A 1850-nucleotide genomic window follows, 5' to 3' on the forward strand; every position below is an offset into this window, starting at 1 on the left:
TAGTGCGGTGACCACGTACGTTAGCCGGGTTGATTGATCGGCTGACGATGGAGGCGTACTGATCTCGCTGTGGGTTATCGACAGGGTCTACCCGCAAAAAGGGGAGGACCCGCCATGGCCGAACGAGTACGAGTACGCCGGTTGACCCCCGAGGAAGGCGCTGAACTGCTGCGGATCGTACGCCGTGGCAAACACGGCTCGATTCGGGTCCGCCGGGCGATGATCATCATGGCGTCCGCCTCCGGGAACACCGCCCCGGCGATCGCCCGCCTGGTAGCCGCCGACGACGACACCGTGCGCGAGGTGATCCACGCCTTCAACGACCACGGCCTGGCCGCGCTGGACCCTCACTGGGCGGGCGGACGCCCCCGCCGGATCACCGCTGAGGACGAGGCGTTCATCGTGGCCACCGCCAAAACGCGGCCCAAGCGCCTGGGACTGCCGTTCACCCACTGGAGCATCCGCAAACTCACCGACCATCTGGCCACCGGCGCCGAACACCGAGTGGACATCGGCCGCGAGCGGCTGCGCCAGATCCTGCGCGGCCACCGCATTTCTTTTCAGCGCACCCGCACCTGGAAGGAGTCCACCGACCCCGCCTTCGACGCCAAATTGGATCGTATCGAGGAGGTCACCGGCCGCTTTCCCCATCGGTGCTTTCGCCTTCGACCAGTTCGGGCCGCTGTCGATCCGACCGGTGCACGGCACCTGCTGGGCCCGGCAGACCCGCCCTGACCGGCTGCCGGCCACCTACCACCGCACCTGCGGGGTGCGCTACTTCCACGGCTGCTACTCCCTGGGCGAGGACCGGCTATGGGGAGTGACCCGGACCCGTAAAGGCGGTGACCATACCCTGGCCGCGCTGAAAAGCATCCGCGCCGCCCGCCCGGACGGCGCCCCCGTCTACGTCATCCTGGACAACCTGTCGGCCAACACCACACCCGCCATCCGGGCCTGGGCACGCCGTCACAAGGTCGAGTTGTGTCTCACCCCGACGTATGCCTCCTGGGCCAACCCGATCGAGCCGCATTTCGGGCCGCTGCGCAGTTTCGTGATCGCCAACTCCGATCTGCCCAATCACATGGTGCTGGCCCGTGATCTGCAGGCCTACCTGCGCTGGCGCAACGCCCACGCCCGTCATCCCGATGTGCTGGCCGCCCAGCGCCGCGAACGCGCCCGTATCCGCAGCGAACGGCAACAGCGCTGGGGACGACCTCGCCCTAAAGCCGCATGAGAGACAACCCGGTGAACGTTCATGGTCGCCGCCTAGCCGGAGAACCTCTTCGCGAGGTCGCGGGCCCATTTCGCGGCCTCGGCCGCCTGGTCGCCAGTGAAGGGCGCACCGGGCCACCGGCTCAGGCGCTCCACCTGTTCGGCCCAGCTCAGGTGCTCCCGGTGAGCGTGTTCCCTGCAGGCGAGGCAGGTGACGCTTTCCGGGCGGGGAGAGGTCATCGCATAGGGCACCTGGAGGCCGCAACCGGTGGTGACGACGCTCGGAGAGTCGGGCACGAGGCCCAACGTCAACACCATCGCGTTGCGGCCGCCGGCGCTAGCCTGCATCACCTTCTGGTCGACGTGGATGTGCGGGTCGGTCTCGCTCATGTGCGTCTGTACCTCCGCCCGAGTCGTCTCGGAATCAGACTAATGCGGTGACCACTCAGGTTCACCGAGTGGTCAGGCTGTTCGTGGCCGACCCCAGCGTGGTCGACGTTCGCTGTGGATGCGGGCTCGGGTTACGGGCCAGGCAACCGGCCGGATTCCGCTACAGCGGGGGAACGAGCACTCGGGCGTGGCAGGAGCCCCAGCCGGCGTGTCGCCGACCCGGCGAACGTATGTGGTTACCGCACTAG

At 67.7% G+C, this 1850-nt stretch carries 1 protein-coding gene and 1 pseudogene; one reads left to right on the forward strand and one right to left on the reverse strand.

Features of this window, described 5'->3' with window-relative positions:
- Positions 1 to 114: 114 nt before the first annotated feature.
- Positions 115 to 1234: pseudogene (locus ACSDR0_RS50370) on the forward strand (IS630 family transposase).
- Between the two features lie 32 nt (positions 1235 to 1266).
- Here the strand turns inward: ACSDR0_RS50370 and ACSDR0_RS50375 are convergent.
- On the reverse strand, positions 1267 to 1602 hold the full coding sequence (locus tag ACSDR0_RS50375; protein WP_435296094.1) for a hypothetical protein: 336 nt from the start codon (positions 1600 to 1602) through the stop codon (positions 1267 to 1269).
- Between the last annotated feature and the right edge of the window lie 248 nt (positions 1603 to 1850).

This window comes from Streptosporangium sp. G11 (assembly GCF_051192615.1).
Taxonomy (GTDB): Bacteria; Actinomycetota; Actinomycetes; order Streptosporangiales; family Streptosporangiaceae; genus Streptosporangium.